Origin of the sequence: Microlunatus soli, assembly GCF_900105385.1 — a bacterium.
In the GTDB taxonomy this organism is placed as follows: Bacteria; Actinomycetota; Actinomycetes; order Propionibacteriales; family Propionibacteriaceae; genus Microlunatus; species Microlunatus soli.
This window is the reverse complement of sequence record NZ_LT629772.1, coordinates 3749405-3770849: the sequence shown is the minus strand read 5'-3', so window position 1 is coordinate 3770849 and position 21445 is coordinate 3749405. Positions and strand designations below refer to the sequence as shown.

Annotated in this window: 18 protein-coding genes and 1 pseudogene; 5 read left to right on the top strand and 14 right to left on the bottom strand. The window is 66.6% G+C overall.

The genetic code is table 11. The annotated features are described in order from the left end of the window. Positions 1-17: 17 nt before the first annotated feature. The gene (locus tag BLU38_RS17305) at positions 18-1004 is read right to left on the bottom strand and encodes a Gfo/Idh/MocA family protein (protein WP_091526759.1); all 987 of its coding nucleotides are present in this window, start codon (positions 1002-1004) and stop codon (positions 18-20) included. A 197-nt stretch (positions 1005-1201) separates the two neighbouring features. Here BLU38_RS17305 and BLU38_RS17300 point away from each other — a divergent pair, with 197 nt between their 5' ends. The 4 genes from BLU38_RS17300 (at position 1202) to BLU38_RS17285 (ending at position 5639) form a co-directional block, all read left to right on the top strand. Continuing rightward, on the top strand, positions 1202-2170 hold the full coding sequence (locus tag BLU38_RS17300; RefSeq protein ID WP_091526758.1) for a carbohydrate ABC transporter permease: 969 nt from the start codon (positions 1202-1204) through the stop codon (positions 2168-2170). A gap of 13 nt (positions 2171-2183) precedes the next feature. Beyond that, positions 2184-3116 (top strand): carbohydrate ABC transporter permease, encoded by a 933-nt coding sequence (locus tag BLU38_RS17295; RefSeq protein ID WP_091526757.1) that lies wholly within the window; start codon positions 2184-2186, stop codon positions 3114-3116. Next, positions 3113-4471, top strand: a complete 1359-nt coding sequence (locus BLU38_RS17290) for an ABC transporter substrate-binding protein (protein ID WP_091526756.1) — start codon at positions 3113-3115, stop codon at positions 4469-4471. Before BLU38_RS17295 ends, BLU38_RS17290 begins: the two co-directional genes overlap by 4 nt. A 70-nt stretch (positions 4472-4541) precedes the next feature. Then, on the top strand, positions 4542-5639 hold the full coding sequence (locus BLU38_RS17285) for an esterase-like activity of phytase family protein (RefSeq protein WP_091526755.1): 1098 nt from the start codon (positions 4542-4544) through the stop codon (positions 5637-5639). A gap of 17 nt (positions 5640-5656) precedes the next feature. Here the strand turns inward: BLU38_RS17285 and BLU38_RS17280 are convergent, their stop codons facing one another. The 4 genes from BLU38_RS17280 to BLU38_RS17265 form a co-directional block, all read right to left on the bottom strand. After that, positions 5657-6073 (bottom strand): hypothetical protein, encoded by a 417-nt coding sequence (locus BLU38_RS17280; RefSeq protein WP_091526754.1) that lies wholly within the window; start codon positions 6071-6073, stop codon positions 5657-5659. A 39-nt stretch (positions 6074-6112) separates the two neighbouring features. Continuing rightward, positions 6113-8119: an ABC1 kinase family protein gene (locus BLU38_RS17275; RefSeq protein WP_091526753.1), complete on the bottom strand. Its 2007-nt coding sequence runs from the start codon at positions 8117-8119 to the stop codon at positions 6113-6115. 70 nt (positions 8120-8189) lie between these two features. Beyond that, positions 8190-8795 (bottom strand): class I SAM-dependent methyltransferase, encoded by a 606-nt coding sequence (locus tag BLU38_RS17270; RefSeq protein WP_091526752.1) that lies wholly within the window; start codon positions 8793-8795, stop codon positions 8190-8192. A gap of 21 nt (positions 8796-8816) precedes the next feature. Further along, positions 8817-10085, bottom strand: a complete 1269-nt coding sequence (locus BLU38_RS17265; RefSeq protein WP_091526751.1) for an MFS transporter — start codon at positions 10083-10085, stop codon at positions 8817-8819. A gap of 97 nt (positions 10086-10182) precedes the next feature. Here BLU38_RS17265 and BLU38_RS17260 point away from each other — a divergent pair, with 97 nt between their 5' ends. Beyond that, a complete protein-coding gene (locus tag BLU38_RS17260) occupies positions 10183-10794 on the top strand; it encodes a TetR/AcrR family transcriptional regulator (RefSeq protein ID WP_091526750.1) in 612 nt (203 codons plus the stop codon). Between the two features lie 96 nt (positions 10795-10890). Here BLU38_RS17260 and BLU38_RS17255 read toward each other — a convergent pair whose 3' ends face one another. The 9 genes and pseudogenes from BLU38_RS17255 to nuoH form a co-directional block, all read right to left on the bottom strand. Continuing rightward, positions 10891-11877 (bottom strand): methyltransferase, encoded by a 987-nt coding sequence (locus BLU38_RS17255; protein ID WP_091526749.1) that lies wholly within the window; start codon positions 11875-11877, stop codon positions 10891-10893. Positions 11878-11923: 46 nt separating this feature from the next. Continuing rightward, positions 11924-12955 (bottom strand): polyprenyl synthetase family protein, encoded by a 1032-nt coding sequence (locus BLU38_RS17250; protein WP_091526748.1) that lies wholly within the window; start codon positions 12953-12955, stop codon positions 11924-11926. A gap of 69 nt (positions 12956-13024) precedes the next feature. Next, positions 13025-14623: an NADH-quinone oxidoreductase subunit NuoN gene (gene nuoN / locus BLU38_RS17245; RefSeq protein ID WP_091526747.1), complete on the bottom strand. Its 1599-nt coding sequence runs from the start codon at positions 14621-14623 to the stop codon at positions 13025-13027. A gap of 3 nt (positions 14624-14626) precedes the next feature. Beyond that, a complete protein-coding gene (locus tag BLU38_RS17240) occupies positions 14627-16174 on the bottom strand; it encodes an NADH-quinone oxidoreductase subunit M (protein WP_091526746.1) in 1548 nt (515 codons plus the stop codon). A 16-nt stretch (positions 16175-16190) separates the two neighbouring features. Further along, a complete protein-coding gene (nuoL, locus tag BLU38_RS17235) occupies positions 16191-18089 on the bottom strand; it encodes an NADH-quinone oxidoreductase subunit L (protein ID WP_407939711.1) in 1899 nt (632 codons plus the stop codon). A gap of 28 nt (positions 18090-18117) precedes the next feature. Further along, positions 18118-18417, bottom strand: coding sequence for an NADH-quinone oxidoreductase subunit NuoK (gene nuoK, locus BLU38_RS17230; RefSeq protein ID WP_091526744.1), 300 nt, complete (start codon positions 18415-18417; stop codon positions 18118-18120). Continuing rightward, on the bottom strand, positions 18417-19382 hold the full coding sequence (locus BLU38_RS17225; protein ID WP_091526743.1) for an NADH-quinone oxidoreductase subunit J: 966 nt from the start codon (positions 19380-19382) through the stop codon (positions 18417-18419). The genes nuoK and BLU38_RS17225 overlap by 1 nt, the downstream gene beginning before the upstream one ends. 236 nt (positions 19383-19618) lie before the next feature. Beyond that, a pseudogene (nuoI, locus tag BLU38_RS17220) lies at positions 19619-20119 on the bottom strand (NADH-quinone oxidoreductase subunit NuoI); the annotation flags it as partial. After that, on the bottom strand, positions 20119-21441 hold the full coding sequence (nuoH, locus tag BLU38_RS17215) for an NADH-quinone oxidoreductase subunit NuoH (RefSeq protein WP_407939709.1): 1323 nt from the start codon (positions 21439-21441) through the stop codon (positions 20119-20121). The pseudogene nuoI and the gene nuoH, both read right to left, overlap by 1 nt. Between the last annotated feature and the right edge of the window lie 4 nt (positions 21442-21445).

Here is a 21445-nt window from a genome sequence, read left to right as displayed (position 1 = left end):
CGTCTCGGGGTGGCAGATCACTTGTACGAAATGGTCTTGCCGGTTGCGGCGGCCTCGTTGGCTGCCACCACCAGCCGGGTCAGCTCCAGCGCGGCAGCGATGTTGTCATCGGCACGAGTGTCGTCGGCAATGTGCTGCACCCACTGTTGGTAGGCACTCGGCGACTTCTCCGGAACCGCGATCCGCTGCGGACCCTCGCCGAACGCCTTGCCCGACACCAGGACGGAGTCGTCGGCGTCGCTGTAGCTCAGCCAGCCCTCAGTTCCGCCGATCTCGATCAGGAACGGGTCGGGTGAGACGAAGCCGGCCTCGATCACGCCGATCGCGCCGGACTCGTAGCCGACGGTCACCACGGCGTTGTCCTCCACCTGACGACCGGTCACCTTGCCGTAGGTCGCCTGCACGGTGCTCGGATGGCTGCCGAGGATCAGCTGGGTCAGATAGACCGGGTGGCAGCCGAGGTCGGTCAGCGCACCGCCGATCGACGGTTCCGGATCGTAGAACCGGTCCGGCAGCCAGTTGGCCACCGACCCGTTGTGGGACAGCCGGACCTTCGCGTACGTCAGGTCGCCGAGCTTGCCCGAGGCCAGCACGTCGCGGACCACGCTGGTGTAGCCGTCGTACAGCCGCGGCAGCGAGACGATCAGTTTCACGCCGTTGTCGTCACAGGCCTTAATGATCTCCTCGGCCTCGGCGACGGTCGGCGCCAGCAGCTTCTCGGTGAAGATGTGCTTGCCGGCCTTCGCCGCGGCGACCATCAGGTCCCGGTGCCGGCTGGTCTCGGTGGTGACGGTGATCGCGTCGACGTCGTCCCGGGCCAGCAGGGCCTCGAAGTCGGCGACGTACTCGGTCTCGTACTTGGCGGCAGCTTCCTTGCCGCGTTCGGCGTCGTCGTCCCAAATGGCGACGAGCTCGGTATCTGGATGCTGGACGGATGATCTTGTGTAGTCCCCGGCATGAACATGCCAGAAACTCAGAGTTGCCACTCGTAGCGGGGCAGGCACGGACTACAGCTCCTTTGCGCGGTGCGTGAGGTCGGACAGCAGCTGAGAGGTTGCTCACAGACGTGCGTACTCCATCCGATCATGCTCGATTCATTATCTCAAGCCTCTTTACTAATCCGTCTTGATTAGCAATCATCGTTTCCCCCAGGTCCGCCAGGACCGACCGGTGGGAACCGGTGCGGTCGAGGAGGAGTTCGATGACGAGTTCTACCCGGGTGAGCGTGTCGGACGCCGCTCCCCGTGCGGTCGATGCCCCCGGTCGGTCGCGCCGCCTGACCGTTGCCCAACGACGACGACTGAGAACCGGTCTGCTGTTCGTCTCGCCATGGATCATCGGAGTCTGTGCCTTCGTGATCTACCCGGTGATCTACTCCCTCATCGTCAGCCTGACCCGCTATTCCGGGATGCAGTCACCGATCTGGATCGGACTGAAGAACTATGCGTCGATCTTCACCGACCCGCTGATCCACCAGTCGACCTTCAACACCGTCTTCTTCGCCGGGCTCGCGGTGCCGATCGGTCTGATCGTCGCCGTACTGCTGGCGCTGGCCATGAACCGGAACGTCCGCGAGGTCGGCTTCTACCGGGCCGCCCTCTACATCCCGTCGCTGGTGCCGGTGTTCGCCCTGGCGTTCGTCTTCAGCGTGTTCGTCAACCCGACGTTCGGCCTGGTCAATCGCTTCATGGCGTTGTTCGGGACCGAGAACGTCAACCTGCTGGGCACCCCGATCAGCGCCAAGGTGGTGATCGTCGGGATGGCACAACTCGGCGCGGGCAATGCGGCGTTGATCTTCCTGGCCGGCCTGCGCAACATCCCCTCGACCATCTACGAGGCCGCCCGGGTGGACGGTGCGTCCCGCTGGCGACAGTTCACCTCGATCACGCTGCCGTTGCTCAGCCCGGCGATCCTGTTCAACCTGATCACCGGCGTCTCGAACGGGATCCAGGTCTTCACCGAGGGCTACGTCCTGACCAACGGTCTGGGCGATCCGGACAACGGAACGCTGTTCTACATGATGTACCTGTACAAGAACGCGTTCTCCTATGCCTCGCTCGGCTACGCGTCGGCGATGGCGATCCTGCTGTTTCTGGTGGGAATGATCTTGGCCGGTGTCATCTACTGGCTGTCCCGTCGATTCGTCAACTACGACGTCGCCGCAGGCTGAGAGGAGAACATCGATGTCCGCCCTTTCCGATCTTGGAGAACAGGCCGGCCTCGGCGATCGGTCGAAGACGCCGACGCCCAAGCGCAGCAGCGATTTCAACCGCGCTGCCGACGGATCCCGCCAGCCGTGGTGGAGCTCGATCATCGCCCGCGTGGTGATGATCGCGGCCTGCTGCCTGCTGCTGCTTCCGCTCTACTGGATGGTCAACACGTCCCTGAAGTCCAGCCCGGAGCTGGCGACCTATCCGCCGACCTGGTGGCCGCACGCGCCGCAGTTCGGCAACTACGTCGACGCGCTGAACACGATGCCGTTCGTCCGGCTGTTCATCAACACCGCGATCATCACGATCTTGAGCGTGCTGTTCTCGGTGGTGTCGAGTTTCCTGGTGGCGTACGGCTTCTCCTGCATCGAGTGGCCCGGACGGGACAAGCTCTTCTACGTGGTGCTGGCCACACTGTTCCTGCCGTTCCCGGTCACGTTGATCCCGATGTTCGACCTGTACGCCCGACTCGGCTGGGTGAACACCTGGCTACCGCTGATCGTGCCGCACCTGTTCGGATCGGCGTTCTACATCTTCTTGTTACGCCAGTTCCTGTTGCAGATCCCGAAGGACATGTTGGACGCCGCCCGGATCGACGGTGCCGGCGACTGGCGGATCGCCTGGCAGCTGGTCTTTCCGTCGTCGCTGTCGGCGATCACCGCAGTGGCGATCTTCACCGCGGTCGGCGCCTGGAACGATTTCCTCGGCCCGTTGATCTATCTGCAGGACGCCAAACTGCAGACCCTGTCGATCGGACTGCAGACCTTCCGACAGGTCGAGACCCAGGACATCCAGACCAACCAACTGATGGCGGCGTCGTTCCTGGTGGTGCTGCCGTTGATCATCTTGTTCATCGTCTTCCAGCGGTTCTTCCTGAAGGGCATCACGATCGGAGGCTTCAAGTGAGCGGGCGGCGGTTCGGATCCCTGTCCAGACGAGGTTTCCTGGCTGCGGCCGGTGCGGTCGGCGGTGCCGCAGTGGCCGGCTGCAGTCAACGCACCAGCGGCCCCAACGAAGTCCGGATGTGGGGCGTCGGCGGCGATTCCCGGGACGCCGAGCAGAAGGTGATCGACACCTTCCAGCAGAAGAATCCGACGATCAAGGTGACGTCGCAGAACGTTCCGTCCAGCGGCAATTCCGGTGACGCGACGAGCGTGATCACCGCGGTCCGCGGCAAGACCGCGCCGGATCTGTGGTGGATGGACCGGTTCGCCGGCGCCCAGTACGCCGCCCTCGGGCTGCTGGAGCCGATCGACGATCTGATCGAGAAATACGAGGAGCCCGGCTTCCTCGATGCCTGGCTGCCGTTCACCGTCAACGAGCTCAGCTATCAGGGCAAGATGTACGGGCTGCCGACGGTCACCGACACCCGCGGCCTCTACTACAACAAGACCCTGCTGCGGCAGGCCGGCGTCGATCCCGACGAACTGGACATGTCCAACGGCCCGATCACCGTCGAGCGGCTGTTCGAGATCGGCGACAAGATCACCAAGACCGACAAGATCGGCAACTTCACCCGGATGGGGTTCGTCCCCTGGCAGGGGCAGGGCTCGGGCTACACCTGGTCGATGGGTCTGCATGCGCAGTATTTCGATCCGAAGACCTGTGAGCTGACCATGACCTCCGATCCGATCATCGATGCCTACCAGCTCAGCTACGACTTCGCCCGGAAGAACGACTACTCCCGGATCGACGCGTTCATCAAGTCCTACGAACCGGACAACGCGCCTCCCGGCCAGACGGCCTTCAACGGCGGCAAGCTCGGCATGGTGATCGAAACCAGCGGGACGGCGCACACGATCAGCAAGTACGCACCGAAACTGGACTGGGGCTACACCCATCTTCCGGTCTTCAAGGCCGGCGACGACCCGTACACCTGGTCGGGCGGCTTCTCGCTGGTGATGCCGAAGGGCTCGTCGCGCAGCGAGGCGGCCTGGGAGTTCATGAAGCACTACGCCGGAGTCCCCGGGCAGACGATCTACTGCCCGCCGACCTCCTCGCTGCCGACCCAGGAGGCAGTCTTCGACATCCCGGCCCTGAAGTCGGTACGGACCCAACTGAGTCAACTCAGCTACTCCACCTCACGACCGCCGATCCCGGTCGGCGCGCTCTGGTGGGACGCGGTCTCTCAGGTGATGAGCACGGTGAAGATCGGCTCGGCGACACCGCGGGCGGCACTGGAACGCGCGCAGGATCGGGTGGACGGACAAATGCAGACCTATTGCCCGTTCACATTGCCGAAAGGTTACAGCGAGACGTAATCACGGTCGGCAATTCCATCAGCGGAACACCGTTGGGTTAGAGTGAAACGTCACATTCGAAGGAGTTCAGATGCCGAGGTTCCGCACCGCGCTCGCCGCGCTGGCGCTTGCTACCGGTCTGTCCGGTAGCGGGGTCGCCGTTGCGTCGGCGAATCCGGTCGACGATCCGTTGGCCGCCGGCCCCACCTGCGCTCCTTCGGCGTCCGCCGTCAGCTACAGCGATGCGCTGGACAAACTGGTCTACAACGACCAGGAGATCGGCGGGCTGTCCAACCTGGCGTGGGACGCCCGCTCCCGCAACTTCATCGCCACCGTCGACAACCACGACGGCGACCCGGCCAAGCTCTGGAGCCTGGGCGACGACCTGGCCGACCCGCTGCCGACCCGTGACCCGCTGGTGCTGAAGGCCGCCGACGGCACCCCGTACACCGGCGAGACGGCCGACAACGAAGGCCTGGCGGTGCTGCCGGACGGCCGGTACGCGGTCAGCTCCGAGACCGAGCCGTCGATCCGGATCTTCGGCCGCAACGGGGTGCAGCAACAGACCCTGTCGGTGCCGGAACGGTTCGCTGTCGGCCCGGACGGTGAGGCCGAGGAGAATGCCACGCTCGAAGGGCTGACCGTCAGCCGGGACGGACGGACCCTGGTCGCCTCGATGGAGGGCACGCTGTCCGGTGACACCGGCGACGGCAACGACCGCCGGATCCTGGTCTACAAGGCCACTCACGGCCATCACCAGACGGCGAGCTACCGGCTGGACCGGCAGGTCGGATATCGGGTGGACGACGGGATGCGGATCTCCGAGATCGCCTCCTACGACAAGGACAAGCTGCTGGTCCTGGAGGCCGCCTACGACCCGACGGTCGGCAACACCATCCGGCTACAGGCCGCCGATCTGGATGACGCCCCGGACGTCAGCTCGGTGTCGGACCTGTCCGCCGCTCCGGACGAGCTGGTCGACAAGAAGCTGGTCGCCGACGTGACCAACTGCCCCGACCTGGGCGCCACCTCCAAGGAGTTGCAGTCCAACCCGCTGATGGACAACTACGAGGCGATGGCGGTCACCCGCGGCCGGCACGGCGCCTACAACGTCAGCCTGCTCAGTGACGACAACTTCAATCCGACCCAGACCACCCGGGTCCTGAATCTGGTCGCCGAACTTCCCTGACCCCTCATTAGCCGTCGTCAGCTGCGGCCGCAGAGCTGGACGGCCCGATCCAACTGGACCGCATACTTCTTGGTGTCCAACCGCATGATCGCACTAGTGAGCCCGTCGCCGACCTCACCCAGTTCCTTGTCACCGCTGTCCCGTATTGACGCGGCATGTAGCAGCGGACCCGCCGCCTGAGCCTCCCAGAGCCGGGCATCGTCCAGCCCGCCCCAGCTCTCGATGTTGCCTTCGCTCTTGAGGTGCTTCACCAATTCACATCCCATCGCACGGGAGTCGACCTGACCCGGTGTGCCATGGCCGATCAGATAGCCGCCGGCCCCGCCGATCACCAATGCCAGCACGACGACCACGACCGCGACGACGACGGGAATGCGGAGCCGCCGCGGCTCCGGCGGACTCGGGAGACGTCTGGGCTGTTCGGGATTCGCCATGTGCGGGATTCTTCCGATCCGACGGGTCACCGAGGACTGTCAGCGTCGATGATCATCGAAGGCGCTCAGCGCGACCACCATCACCCGTAGTCCGAGGATGACGCCGAAGAACAGCAGGATCACACCGAGCAGCGGATAGAGCCGCAGATCGCCGGTGACGACCGGGCCGGCCTGGGTGGTGATCAACAACATCGCCGACAACACGGCGGCGGCCGCCACCAGGGTGATGCTGATCTGGCCGACCAGTCGGGACAGGAAGGTACGATCCGCCGGATCGGCGAGCACGCGGACCTGAGCGGTGAAGCGGCCGTTCTCCAGATCGTCGGCGATCCGGTTCACCCGCTGGGGCAGCCGCTGCAGCATCGGTAGCATCCGGAACAGTTCCCGTTCGACCCGGACCCGGACCGCCGCCGGATCGGTGATCTCGCCGACCAGCGCGGCACCCTCGCCGCGGGCAGCGGTGACGATGTCGGTGTTGGGGTCGATGGCCCGCACGCTGGTCTCCAGGCCGGCCAGTGATCGCATCGCGGCACCGACCTGTGGCGGCACCGAGAACCGGTGGCTGGTGATCAACTTCCACAGCGCGGCGAACATACCGGCACTGCCGGCCGATCCGATACCGCCGCGGTAGCGGACGATCAGTTGGCCGATGTCACGCTCCAGCTGCCTGCGGTCCAGCCGCTCGCCCTGATGATCAAGGAGCTCGGTCAGGGCGTCGGCCGCACCGATCGGATCGTCCCGCTCCACCGCCAGCAGCAACAGGCCCAATGCCGTACGGGACGGCTGGTCCAGTCGGCCGACCGAGCCGAAGTCGAGCAGGGTCAGGCGTCCGTCGTCGCCGACGATGATGTTGCCGGGGTGCAGATCGGCGTGGAAGGTGCCGGTGAACAGGATCTCCCGGAGCACCTCGGTGAGCAGTCCCTCGGCCATCTCCGCTCGCTGCTGAACGTCAAAGCCGGTGATCAACTCCGAGGCCTGGCCGAGCGGCGTACCGACGATCCGTTCCATGATCAACACCGACGGGCCGGACAGCTGATCGTAGACCCGCGGCACGCCGATCCGCTCCGATCCGGCCAGCGATCCGGCGACCGCAGCCACGTTCTCGGCCTCCACCCGGTAGTCGAGTTCCTCGATCAGCGAGTCGGCGAACCCGCGCGCCAGCCGGACCGCGCCCAGTGATCGGGCCCAGTCGGCGGTTCGTTCCAGTTGCCGGGCCAGCCGGCCCATGATGTCCAGATCGACCTCGACCTGTTCTGCCGCACCGGGACGGCGGATCTTGATCACCACGTCGGTGCCGTCCAGCAGCCTGGCGGTGTGCACCTGGCCGATGGATGCCGTCGCCAACGGGGTCGGGTCGATGTGCTCGAACACCTCCTCCGGCGGCCGGGAGAGCTCCTCGGCCAGCACCGGCTGCAACCGGGACCACGGCAGCGGACCGGCGTCATCCTGCAGCCGGGAGAGCTCGCGGATGTAGGACTCGGGAATGATGTCGGGTCGGGTGGACAGCGTCTGCCCCAGCTTGATGAACGTGACCCCGGCCTCGCCCAGCGCCGCGGCCAGCGAACGCGGTGTCGATCGGTCCCGCCGGACATCGCGTCGACCGCCGATCCGCAACGACGACGACAGCCCGTGCTTGGCCAGGATCGCCAGCACACCGGTGTAACGGCGGCCGCGTCGCAGTCGGGCCCGGGTGTCGGTGATCAGGCTGCACGGATTGCCCAGGCTCCCGGTCGGTACGATCACCTCGGCGATCACCAGCACGATCAACGCCAACCCGAAGACGGTGAGCATGCCGATGCCGATCAGCAGTGTCGCCTCCGCGGGATCGCCGACCAGCCGGGTGCCGTCCAGCAACCCCTGCCGGGTCAGCATCACGCCCATCACCGGGAACGATGCCAGCGTCATGCCGCCGCCGATGACGATCGATCGGGGCCAGCCGACCGGGACACCGAGGACCCGGCGGCACAACAGCGCGAGCAGCACCGAGGCGATCACCAGGCTGCCCAGCGCGAAGACGATCTGGGCCAGCCCGCTCAGCACATTCATGGCCTCATCTCACCGGTTCGCGGCGAGCGGAGCAACCATCCGCGTGTCGGGTCCGGCCCGGAACGTCCGATCAGTCCCGACGCAGGACGTAGCCGACCGCTCCGTCATCGACGGCGATGTCGACCGCGGAGAAGCCGGTCACGGACTGGTTGGCCGCCTCGGCCGCCGAGTCGGCGAGCGGGATCCTGTCCTGCTCTGCCGGGAGCAGATCGACGAACGCCGGCCCCGGCCGGAAGGTCGACCGCAGCGGCAGGGTGTAGGCCGCCATCCCGCCGGGGTGCAGGACTCGACGCCAATCGGCGAAGATCGCCGCCGGGAAGAAGTGCAACGAGGACGTACAGAGCACCAGATCGACGCTGGAATCCTGCGCCGGCATCGTGCGCGCGTCACCGGCGATCCAGTTGATCCGTTCCGCCCCGGGGACCGTGTCGGCGATGTCCCGAGCCCGATCGATCATCGCCGGCGACAGGTCGATCGCGGTGATCCGGGCGGCCGGAAACGCTGCCAGGGCAGCGAATGCGGCCGCTCCGGTGCCGGTGCCGACGTCGACGATGACATCGGGCCGCCCGTCCGGCCAGACTCGGGTGACTCTGTTGATCAACGCCGCGGCGCGGGCGGCATGAGCACCGTTGCGGTCGTAGTCGGCGGCCAGGTCGTCGAACGGATTCACGGTCACCCGGTCACCGTAGCCTCCGGCTCAGGAGGTGGTACGGCCACACGGCGCCAGCCCCGGGATCGCCGCCGGCGCCGTCGCGGCCAGCCGCATCGCCCGTCGCGCACGGACAAGCGAGATGATCATGGCCGCCGCCACCAGCAGCGCATCCAACGCGACGTAACCGATGGTGGTGTCCCGCAGCCCGACGACACCGGTCAGCAGGCCGGCGACCAACGCCGGGACGCTGAAGGCGGTGTAGCTGAGCAGATACATGGTGGCGAACACCCGGCCGCGTTGCAGAGCCGGCGTCAGTGCTGCCACCTCGGCGATCACGGCACGGAACGTCGCCCCGAAGCCGGCGCCGGCGACGACCGAGCCCAGCACGTAGAGCGGCGTGCTCGGCAGCAGGGCCGCGATCAGGGTGATCAGCACCCCGATCCCCAGTCCGGTCAGGCCGACACGTTCGCGGAGCCGTTCGGGCAGTCGTCCGGACAGTGCTCCGCCGATCGCGCCACTGCCGAAGAAGGCACCCAGCACCAGGCCCGCCACGGCATGGCTGTGCACGCCCAGAACCCTTGCCACGATGGAGGTTCCCAGCGAGAGGTAGAGACCGCCGAGCGCCCACGTTGCGGCCATCGCCGGCACCACGGCCAGGAATCCGGCGCGGATCTCGGCCGGCAGTCCGACGCTCGGGCGCAAAGCCCGGAACACCGATCGGCCGTCGGCCGATCGCCGCTGCTCCTGCGGCAGCCGTGCCAGCAGGATCGCCAGCACCAGGTAGAGCCCGGCCAGCAGCCAGTAGACCAGGTAACGCGGCCACGGTGCGTAGTCGACCAGCACTCCGGCCGCCATCGCGCCGACAGCCATCCCGATCGCCGGTGCAGCCGAGCTGACCATCGATCCGGCCCGGGCGTGCGGTTGCAGATCGATGATCATCGCGCTGATCGCGCCAGTGGCGGCGCCGACCGCAATCCCCTGCACGATCCGGGCGGCCAGCAGTCCGCCGACCGACCCGGCGAACACGAACAGCAGCATGCTGATCGCCAGCAGCACCATCGCGCCGATCGCCAACGGTCGGCGTCCGACCCGGTCCGATATCGATCCGACAGTGATCAGCGAGGCCATCAACGCGAAGACGTACACCGCGAAGATCACCGTGAGGGTCAGCGCTGAGAATCCCCACAACCGCTGATAGACCGGGTAGAGCGGCGACGGCGCGGCGGACGCGGTCAGCAGCGCCGCACCGGACCCGCCGGCCAGGAAGAACGATGCCGTCCGGCTCGATTGCCGTACGAGCTGGGAAGACCGCATGAATCACCCTCCGCTTAAAGCAATACCTATTGCGTTAACGCGGGGAGCGTAACAGCACCGCGAGATCAAAAGCAACAGACGGTGCAATAATGTTCCCATGAGTCCCTCGACCTCGGCCACCTCGACACCGGTTCGCCGCCCGGGCGGCCGCAGCGCCCGGGTACAGGAGGCGGTGCACACCGCGTTGGGCCGACTGATGGGCGAGACCACCCGCGACAAGATCACCCTGCGCCAGGTCGCCGAGCGGGCGGGCGTCAACCCGACCAGCGTCTATCGGCGCTGGGGTGACATCGACACCCTGATGGAGGAGGTCGCGGTGGCCGCGCTGACCAGGGACGGCGACGTGATCCCCGACCACGGCGACCTGACCGCCGACCTGAACGATTGGGCCGGCATCATCGCCGAAGACATCACCCGGCCGCAGCGGGTGCGCTACCTGCGGGCCATGGTGTCGGCCCGCGACCTCCAGGTGGACAACTGCCCGTGCATGGACATCCGGCAACAGCAGGCCGAGCTGATGATCAACCGGGCGATCGAACGCGGCGAACCCGCCCCGACGTCGCAGCAGGTGCTGGACCACGTGGTCAGCCCGCTCTACCACCGCGTGACCTTCGGTCTGCCGGTCGACCGCGACTACGCCGTCCGGCTCGTCTCCGACGTCCGCGCGATGGCCTCGGCTCTCACAAACGCCGGCCGTCGCGAGCACTGAGAGCACCGCAACACTCCGCCGACCCGTCAGTTCCTCCCCGACATTCCGGGCGTGTCGGGGAGAAACTGACGGGTCGGCGCGGTGGGGTTGGGCTGGTCAGGTGAGGGCGAAGGTGAGCAGGTGCCGGTTGGTGGCGGTGGCGGTGTCGTCGAGCAACCGCAATCCGGCGGCCGCGCCGAGGTCGGCGAACTCCTGCCGGGTGCGTTCCCGGCCACCGAACAGGACGAACAGGCGCAGGTCCTGATGGGTGGCCTCGCGCAGCTCGTCCGCACCGCCGCCGAGGACTCGTTCGATCACCACCACGCGGCCGGACGATCCGGCAGCGGCCGCCGCTCGGGACAGGATGATCCGCGCGTTCTCGTCGTCCCAGTCGTGCAGGATGTGGGCAAGCACGTACGCGTCGGGTCCGGTGGAGGTGACCGGTAGCGGCTCCCGCAGGTCGCCGACGACGACCTCGACCCGTTCACCGTACGACGCCAACCTCGTCCTGGCGGCCGCGGCGGGGCCGGGACGTTCGATCACCGCGCCACGCAGCCGCGGCCGCGCCGTCAGCAGTGCGGCCACCAGATGCCCGCGGCCGCCGCCGAGGTCGAGCACCCGGTCGTAGGCCGACCAGCTGTCGGAGGCGGCGACGGCGTCGATCCACTCGTCGGCCCGGGTGTTCATCAGCTCGTCGAACGAGGCGTCCAGGGCGGGGTCGGCGGCCAACTCGGCCCAGATGTCGCGGTCGGTGCGGCCGGCGCGCAGCATCGGCAGCAGGTCCTCGACGAACCGGCGGTCGAGATGCCCGGCCGCGCCGGCCCAGTTCAGCCGGGCCGACCAGTTGCCCGGTCGGCCGAGCGGCTCGGAGACCGCCGTCAGCAGAACATTGCCGTCAGCATCGATCCGCAACAGGTCCCGTGCCCGCAGGAATCGCACCAGCCGGTCGAGGGCGGCGACGTCGACGTCGAGTTCGGCGGCCAGGACCGGCAGCGGAACCGCGCGCTCCCCGACCGCTTCGAACAACCCGATCGCCACCGCTGCCCGCAACGCCACCGGCGTCATCAGATCGGCCAATCCTGCCAACGTCGTCTCTGCCCCCATGGCCCCTCATCCTCCCACCGGGTTGTGGAGACGACGTTGCTGGTGGCTACGAGGTGCGGGTGACGACGGAGTCGCAGAGGTCGGCCAGAGCCGCCTTGGCGGGGCCGTCCGGGAGCGGGTCGAGGATCCGGCGGGCGGCCTCGGCGCGGCGTTCGACGTCGGCTCTGGCCTCGGCGATCGCGGGGTGTTTGCGGAGCAGATCCAGTGCCTCGGCGACCTCGTCCTCGGTCCGTTCCCGTTTGCCGCCATCGGCCGCGGGTCCGACCGGACCGAGCAATTCCAACAGCCTGCTGTCGGCCGGATCGGTGGACCGTTTGGCCAACAGGATCGGCAGCGTGTCGACCCCCTCACGCAGGTCGGTCCCCGGTGTCTTGCCGGTCTCGTCACTGGTGATGTCGATGATGTCGTCGCTGAGCTGGAAGACCAGGCCGAGTTGTTCGCCGTAGTCGGCCAGCAGATCCTGGGTCGGCACATCGGCACCGGCGACCATCGCGCCGACCCGGGTGCTGGTCGCGATCAGCGACGCCGTCTTGTCGGCCAGCACCTGCAGGTAATGGTCCAGCGGATCGACGCCGTCGGCCGGTCCGACGGTCTCGGCGATCTGCCCGCGGACCAGCCGGTTGAACATGTCGGCGTAGGTGCGGACGACGTCCATCCCGAGGTCGGTCAGCAGGTCCGAGGCTCGGGCGAAGAGGTAGTCACCGACCAGGATGGCCAGCGAGTTGCCCCAGCGGACATTGGCGCTCTGGGAGCCGCGCCGTACGGTGGCGTCGTCCATCACGTCGTCGTGGTACAGGCTGGCGACGTGGGTCAGCTCGACCACGATCGCACCGGTCGCCACCCTGCCCTCGGCGGCACGGTCCTGCAGTGGGCCGAACTTGGATCCGAGCACCACCAAGTGGGGCCGGAACCGCTTGCCGCCGGCCTCGATGATGTGCTTGGCGGCTTCGCTGAGCACTTCGTTGTCGGCTTCGACAGCAGTCAGCAACTCGGCCTCGATGCGCTCCATCTGGGCGCGCACGACAGCCTCGAAATCGGCGATGTCGACGTTCGAGACCGATGCCGCGTTCGCTGCCATGTCATCCGCCCCTTTCGTCGACCGCCGACGCTCCGGCCGCCAGACTAGTCGGCCGACCGGAGCATTCGGTCATCGGAGGAACTCTCCCGCGCTGGCGGCCAGGTCGAGCACCGGCCCCGGGTAGACACCGAGGAACACGGTGGCGACGACACCGATCCCGATCGCGGCCAGCGTGCTGGCGCCGGGACGCACCACCTCGGCCACCGGGGCACCGTCCTTCGGGGTGGTGAAGAACATCATCACGATCACCCTCAGGTAGATCACCGCGGAGATCAGGCTGATCACCACGGCCGCCGCGACCAGCGCGTAGTCGCCCCCGGCCCAACCGGCCGCGAACACCGACCACTTGCCCATGAATCCACCGGTCAGCGGGATGCCGGCGAAGCTCAGCATGAACAGTGCGAAGACACCCGCGGTGATCGGCGACCGACGGCCGAGTCCGGCCCAGGTGGACAGCTCGTTGGACTCGCCGCCGCGCAGCCTGATCATCGTGATGATCGCGAACGCGCCGAGGGTGGCCACGCTGTAGGCCACCAGGTAGAACATCACCGAGGAGACGCTGGACAGGCTGTCCGCGGGCTTACCGTTGCCGGTCTGCGATGCCGCAGCCACGGCGACCAGGATGAAGCCGGCGTGCGCGATCGAGGAGTAGGCCAGCATCCGCTTGATGTCGTTCTGCACGATGCCGAGCACCGAGCCGATGAACATGGTCGCCACGGCCACCACGATCATCACCGGCTGCCAGTCCCACCGCATTCCGCCGAGGGCGACGTAGAACACCCGGAGCAGGGCACCGACCGCGGCGATCTTGGTGCAGGTCGCCATGAAGCCGGTGATCGGCGTCGGGGCTCCCATGTAGACGTCCGGGGTCCAGGAGTGGAACGGCACCGCGCCGACCTTGAACAGCAGGCCGATGCCGACGCCGATCATGCCGGCGAGCAGCAGGCCGTCCTTCTGGTCCGAGGTCTGTAGTGCGGTCGCGATCTGACCGAGGTCGAAGGAGCCGGCGTAGCCGTAGAGCAACGCCATCCCGTAGACGAAGATCGCCGAGCTCAGCGAGCCGAGCAGGAAGTACTTCAGCGCGGCCTCCTGGCTGAGCAGCCGGCGCCGGCGGGCCAATCCGCAGAGCAGGTAGAGCGGCAGCGACAGGATCTCCAGGCCGACGAACATCAGCACCAGGTCGTTGGCGGCCGGGAAGAGCATCATCCCGGTCAGCGCGAACAGCGCCAGCGGGTACACCTCGGTGTGTTCCAGCCGGGCCCGGATGGCTTCCTGCTCACTGCTGGTCCCCGGTACGGCGGCGGCCGACGGGGTGAACGCCGAGGCGTTCGGATCCAGCTTGCGCTCGGCGAAGATCAGGAACGAGATGCCGCCGAAGATCAGCAGGATGGTCCACACGAAGTAGGTCGGCCCGTCGATGCTCAACGCACCGAGGGCGGTGACCGCAGTCTGTCCGTTCGCCCAGTTGACGATGGTGAACAGCAGCGCCAGACCGATGCCGACGAAGGTGACCAGCAACTGCAGCGGGTGCCGCAGCGACCGCGGCGCAAGCGCCTCGACCAGGACGCCGAGGCAGGCTGCGGCGAAGATCACCATGAACGGCAGCAGCAGGCCGTACTGCAGGTCCGGTGCCGGAATCTGAAGGGCGGGAATCTGTAGGGCGGTCATCGGTCAGCGCCCTCCTTCCGAGATCTTGGCAACCGGATCCTTGAGACCGACGTGCTGTTGCAACGTGTCGTTGACGGTCGGCTCGATGATCGACAGGAACGGCTTGGGGAAGAACCCGAAGACCAGGATGGCGATCACGACCGGGATCAGGGCCAGCCGCTCACGCCCGTCCAGATCCTTGGTGAACGTCGCCGTCACCTCCGCGCTCGGCTCGCCGGTGTTGGTCCGCTGATACATGATCAGCGCGTAGAGCGCGGCCAGCACGATCACGATGGTCGCGATCACCGCGTAGATCGGGTGCCGGGAGAAGGTTCCGGCCAGCACCATGAACTCGCTGATGAACGTCGACATCCCGGGCAGCCCGAGCGCCGACAACGCGGCGAACATGATCAGTCCGCCGAGCAACGGGGTCAGCTTGACCACACCGCCGAGGTCGCCGATGTTGCGCGATCCACGCCGCTTCATCATGAAGCCGGTGGCGAAGAACAGCGCCGCCGTCGACAGCCCGTGGTTGACCATGTAGAACGTGGCCCCGCTCGCGCTCTGGGTGGTGAAGGCGAAGATGCCCAGCACGATCAGGCCGAAGTGGCTCACCGACGTCCAGCCGATCAGACGATGCAGATCCCGGCTGCCGATGGCCATCAGCGCACCGTAGATGATCGAGATCAACGCCAGCACGATCACCACCGGGGTCGCCCACTTCGACGCCTCGGGGAACAACTGCAGGCAGAACCTGATCATCGCGAAGGTGCCCAGCTTGTCCATCACGCCGGTCAGCATCACCGCACCACCCGGAGTGGACTGCTCGACCGAGTCGGGCAGCCAGGAGTGGAACGGGACCATCGGCGCCTTGATCGCGAAGGCGATCATGAAGGAGACGAAGATCCACCGCTCCGCGCTCGGGCTGAGGTGCAGATTCGCCAGATCGGTCAGCAGGTAGCTCGGCTCTCCACCGTGTGCCGATGCGACACCAAGACCGATCACGCCGGCCAGCATGATGAAACCGCCGAGCAGACCGAACAGCAGGAATTTGCCCGCTGCCTGGGCGCGTTGCGCACCACCGAAGCCGCCGATCAGGAAGTACATCGGGAACAGGATGGCTTCGAAGAACAGGTAGAACAGGAAGACGTCGGTCGCGGTGAAGGCGAACAGTGCGAAGCCCTCGACCGCCAGCACCAGCCCGATGAAGGCGTGTGCACCCCACCGATGGCCGACCTCGGAGGACTCCCCCGGCTTCGGGAGGTCGGGATCGTTCCAGGAGGCGATGATCACCACCGGGGTGAGGAAGGCGGTGAGCAGCACCAGGGTGAGCCCGATGCCGTCCAGGCCGAGCGCGTAGTGCGCACCGATCGCCTTGATCCAGGTGACGTCCTCGACGAACGACAACCCGGGACCGCTCTTGTACGAGACTGCGACGGCGATGCTCAGCACCAGGGTGATCAAGGAGAAGATCAGCCCGGTCAGCTTGGCCGTTGTTCCACGGACGAAGATCATCGCCAGACCGCCGATCAACGGCAGCAGGCTCATGACTGTCAGCCAGGGGAAAGACATTGTTTCTCCTTCCCGCTCAGCCGAGCCGGCCGAGGACGAGGACGAAGCCGATCACGAAGGCTCCGGCGATCATGGTCAGGGCGTAGGACCGGACGAAGCCGCTCTGCCAGCGACGCAGCCGGGCGCCGATGCCGGCGATGATGCCGGAGATCCCCATCACGGTGCCGTCGACACCGCCGCTGTCGGTCTTGGCGACACCGGCGACCAGCCCGATCCCGGGCCGCATGAAGACGGCCTCGTTGAACGCATCGCCGTACAGGTCGTTGCGGCCGGCCAGGGTGAACGGCGAACGGCTGACGGGCTGTTCGACCGGGATCTCTCGGCGGCGACCGAAGAGCAGGATCGCCACCGCGACACCGATGGCGACCACCAGCAGGGTGATGCCGCCGATCGCGCTGAAGTGCAGCAGACCGGTCGCGTGCGCTTCCTCCTCGGCACCGACGGCTGGGGCGAGCCACTGCCCGATCCATCCGTTCAGCAGTGCACCGATGATCACCGATCCGATGGCCAGCAGGATCAGCGGGACGGTCATCACCAACGGCGACTCGTGCGGATGCACACCGTCGGCATGCCGCTTGGCACCGAAGTAGGTCATGATCATCAGCCGGGTCATGTAGAACGCGGTCACCCCGGCGCCGATCAGAGCCAGGGCTCCCATGATCTTGTTGTGCTCCCAGGCCGCCTCGATGATGTGGTCCTTGGAGTAGTAGCCACTGAGGAACGGGAAGCCGATGATCGCCAGGTAGCCGATCCCGAAGGTGACGAAGGTGATCGGCATGAACCGGCGCAGCGCACCGTAGTGCCGCATGTTCACGTCGTCGTTCATCCCGTGCATCACCGAACCGGCACCGAGGAACATGTTGGCCTTGAAGAAGCCGTGCGTCACCAGGTGGAAGATCGCGAAGGCGGCACCGGCCGGACCGATCCCGGCGGCCAGCATCATGTAGCCGATCTGGCTCATGGTGGAGCCGGCCAGCACCTTCTTGATGTCGTCCTTGGCACAACCGATCCAGGCACCGGCCAGCAGCGTCACCGTGCCGACGATGGCGACCACCAGGGCTGCGGTCTCGGTCTGGGCGAAGATCGCGTGGCTGCGGACGATCAGGTACACACCCGCGGTGACCATGGTCGCCGCGTGGATCAGCGCCGACACCGGGGTCGGGCCCTCCATCGCGTCCAACAGCCAGGACTGCAGCGGCACCTGGGCGGACTTGCCGCAGGCACCCAGCAACAGCAGCAGGCCGAGGATGGTCGCCTGGGCGAAGGTCAGGTGTTCGGCGCCGGCGTTCACATCGGTGAACTGCACCGATCCGAACAGGTACAGCATGAACGCGATCCCGATCGACATCCCGAGGTCACCGACCCGGTTGACCACGAACGCCTTCTTGGCCGCGGTCGCGGCGGTCGGCCGTTCCTGCCAGAAGCCGATCAGCAGGTAGGACGCCAGACCGACGCCTTCCCAGCCGACGAACAGTGCGAAGTAGTTGTCGGCCAGCACCAGCAGCAGCATCGCCGCGACGAACAGGTTCAGATAGGCGAAGAACCGGCGCCGATTGGGATCGTGCGCCATGTAGCCGATCGAGTAGATGTGGATCAGGCTGCCGACGCAGGTGATCAACAGGCAGAACAGGATCGACAGCTGATCGACCTGTAGCCCGGCGGCGATGTGCCATTTGCCGGAGCTGATCCAGTCGAACAGGTGTAGGTCGTAGCTGCGGCTACCGGCGTCGGCGGACAGCAGCTGGGCGAACATCGCGACCGCGAGCACGAAGGACGCGATCGGTGCGAGGGTCGCCAGGAAGTGTCCCCAGGCGTTGGCTGCGCGTCCCAGCACCAGCAGCAGAGCTGCCACCAGGCCGGGGATGACGATCAGTAGCCAGGAGAGGGAGAAGATGCCGGTGGCCGGTGCGGCCACTTCAAGCAGATGCACGCTGTTCTTCCTCTCAGAACTTCAGCAGGTTGGCGTCGTCGACCGAGGCCGACCGGCGGGTACGGTAGATGGAGACGATGATCGCCAGGCCGACCACGACCTCGGCGGCGGCCACCACCATCACGAAGAAGGCGGCGATCTGGCCGTCCAGCGTGCCGGTGGAGTGGGCGAAGGTGACCAGGGCGAGGTTGGCCGCGTTCAACATCAACTCGATGCACATGAACACGATCAACGCGTTGCGCCGGATCATCACCCCCAGCACGCCGATCGAGAACAGGATCGCCGACATCACGATGTAGGCCTGCGGATCCATCACTCATCACCTTCCTCGGAGGCTTGTCCCTCAGGGTCCTGAGCTCGTCCCTGCGCCGGGTCCTGAGCTCGTCCCTGCGCCGGGTCCTGAGCCTGTCGAAGGACACGTTGCCCCGCAGCGTCGTGGCTCGGTGTCGCGTGCTCGACGAAGGACGCGACCGCGGTCGCCGGCTGATCGGCGCGCTCCGGCGCGATCGCCTTGACGGTTGCCTGGGTCGGCGCGATCAGGTCGGCCGGGTTCTGCACCACACCGCGTGCCTTGAGGGTGCTGGACACCGAGGCCTCGGCGACCTCACCGGAGGCCAGCAGCGCCGGGGTGTCGACGGCGTTGTGCCGGGCATACACGCCGGGTGGCGGCATCGCGCCCGGATGCGCGCCGGTCTGTGCGTAGGCCTGCATCCGGTCGCCGACCAGGTCGGCCTGGGTCTTCTTCTTGCTCAGCCGTTCGCGGTGCGCCAGCACCATCGCGCCGAGCGCTGCGGTGATCAGCAACGCCGAGGTGGCCTCGAAGGCGATCACGTAACGGCCGAAGATCAGCGCTGCCAGGCCCTGCACGTTGCCGCCGTGCGCGGTGTTGGCCTGCGCCAGACCGCTGGGCTGACCGACGACGGCGTTACCGACGGCGAAGATCAACAGCACGAAGAAGCCGACGCCGGCCAAGATGGCCAGCACCCGCTGACCCTTGATCGTTTCGACCAGCGACTCCGAGGTGTCGACGCCGACGATCATCATCACGAACAGGAACAGCATCAGGATCGCGCCGGTGTAGACGATGATCTGTACGGCGAACAGGAAGGGTGCCTGCTGGGCGGCGTACTGCACCGCCAGCGACAGCATCACCGCGGCCAGGCTCAACGCCGAATGCACCGGCTTCTTGGCCAGGATGGTGCCGAGCGCGCCGAGGATCATCACCGGCATCAGCATCCAGAAGGCGAACTGCGCGCCGAGAGCGAGCGGAACGATCATCACTTCTCATCCTTCTGGTCGTCGCCGCTTTCCAGGGCCGGCCGTCCGGATTCGCTTCCCCGGCGACCGTCTCGCTCGATCGCCGAACCCGAAACACTCGGCGGTCCCGGGGGCTCGCTCCCCCTGCCCGGAGTGTTGGCGTACGTCTCGGCGACCTGGGCCTTGGCTGCTGCCCGGTCTCGCTTGTTCCAGCCCGGGTTGGGCAGGCCGGCGTTGGAGTCGGCCGGCATCGGCTTGGTCTCCGGCAGACCGAGGAAGTAGGCCTTCTCGCTGTCACCGAGCATCCGCTCGTGCGGCGGCGCGGTCATTCCCGGCAGCACCGGGGCCAGCAGCTGGTGCTTCTCATAGATCATGTCTTCACGGGTGAAGTCACTGAGCTCGAAGTTGTTGGTCATCGTCAATGCCCGGGTCGGGCAGGCTTCGATGCACAGGCCGCAGAGGATGCAGCGCAGGTAGTTGATCTGGTAGACCCGGCCGTAGCGCTCACCGGGGCTGTAACGCTCCTCCTCGGTGTTCGACGCGCCCTCGACGTAGATCGCGTCGGCCGGGCAGGCCCAGGCGCACAGCTCGCAGCCGACACACTTCTCCAGTCCGTCCGGCCAGCGGTTCAGCTGGTGCCGTCCGTGGAAGCGCGGTGCGGTGACCTTCGGTCCGGTCGGGTAGGCCTCGGTGAAGGTCTTGGAGAAGAAGGTCTTGAGTGTGATGCCGAATCCGGCGATCGGATCGAGCAAGCCCATCAGCTGTCTCCCTTCGCACGCTGTTGATCATCCGGTGCGGCGTGTTCCGCCCGCTGCGCTTCGTCCGAGCCCTGCTGGGGTTCGGGATCTGCCGCGACCACCCCGGCCAACTCCGGCAGCACCTGACCGGGACGCGGTGGCACCGGGAAGCCACCGGCGAAGGCGTCGAACTCGCCGTCGGGCTCCTTGGCCTTCTCCTGCTCCGGCTTTCCACCGAAGAGGAAGGCCGCGATCAGCGCGACCACGATCACCGCGATCACGATCCAGATCACCGGCTGGCCGAACCAGCCCTGGGTCCGGGCGGTCCGCAGCGTTGCCACCGCGAGCACCCAGATCAGTGAGATCGGGATCAGCCACTTCCAGCCGAGCTTCATGAACTGGTCGTAGCGGAATCGCGGAACCGCGGCCCGGACCCAGACCATGAAGAACATGAAGGCGACGGTCTTGACGACGAACCAGAGCAGGCCCCAGTAGCCGTGATCCATGCCCAGCCAGTTGAACGGGATCGGCGCGTGATAGCCGCCGAGGAAGATGGTGGTGCAGACCGCGGAGACGTTGGTCATCGCCATGTACTCGGCCATGTAGAACATCGCGAACCGCATCGAGGAGTACTCGGTCAGGTAGCCACCGACGATCTCCGACTCGCCCTCAGGCAGGTCGAACGGGGTCCGGTTGGACTCACCGAAGATCGAGATCACGAAGATGATGAAGGACGGGATCAGCGCCAGGCAGAACCACAGTTTCTGCTGGGCCTCGACGATCTCGGAGGTGGACAGCGAGCCTGCGTAGATGAAGACCGCGACCAGGCTCAGACCCATCGCCACCTCGTAGCTGATCATCTGTGCCGAGGCACGGATCCCGCCGAGCAGCGGGAAGGTCGAGTTGGACGCCCAGCCGGCGAGTACCACGCCGTAGATGCCGACCGAGGTGACACCGAGCACCAACAGCACCGAGATCGGCATGTCGGTGACCTGCAGCCGGGTGGTGCCACCGGGGATCGGGACCTCACCGGCGAACGGGATCAGCGCGAAGATCATCACCGCCGGGATCACGTTGATCGCCGGAGCCAGCATGAAGACGACCTTGTCGACGCCGGACGGAGTGATGTCCTCCTTCAGCATCGACTTCAGACCGTCGGCCAGCGACTGCAGCGAACCGAACGGACCGTTCATCGTCGGACCGGGTCGGTTCTGCATCCGACCCAGCACCTTGCGTTCGAAGACGATCGCGAACAGCACGAACAAGATCAGCAGGATGAAGCCGAACAATGCCTTCAGGATCACGACCCAGAGCGGGTCGTTCATGAAGATCGACAGGTCCATCCCG